Source organism: Spirochaetota bacterium, from assembly GCA_026414805.1.
GTDB lineage: Bacteria > Spirochaetota > UBA4802 > UBA4802 > UB4802 > UBA4802.
On record JAOAIH010000179.1, the window covers coordinates 1 to 259 of the forward strand.

Genomic DNA, 259 nt, shown 5'->3' on the forward strand with positions numbered 1-259 from the left:
GTGCTATAATTGAGGTCGAAAATGCTTATAAAAAAATAGAGTTATGGAATGAAAGGGGTAGAAAAGAGGATTTTTATTATGTAAGACTATCAGCAATAGAGGAAGTAGTACCTTCAGTGTTTTTTTCTCTTCTTATAGTTGCAGTTTCCTTTGTGCCTATTTTTATGTTGAATGAACAAGAAGGGAAACTTTTTTCTCCTTTAGCTTGGACGAAGGTATTAATTATGCTTTCTGCAGCATTTTTAGCTTTGACATTAGA

The 259-nt window shown here is 32.4% G+C and carries 1 protein-coding gene; it reads left to right on the forward strand.

Annotated features, from left to right (window positions below):
• The coding region (locus N3F66_15260) for an efflux RND transporter permease subunit (protein MCX8125504.1) at window positions 1-259 on the forward strand (259 nt) is incomplete at both ends.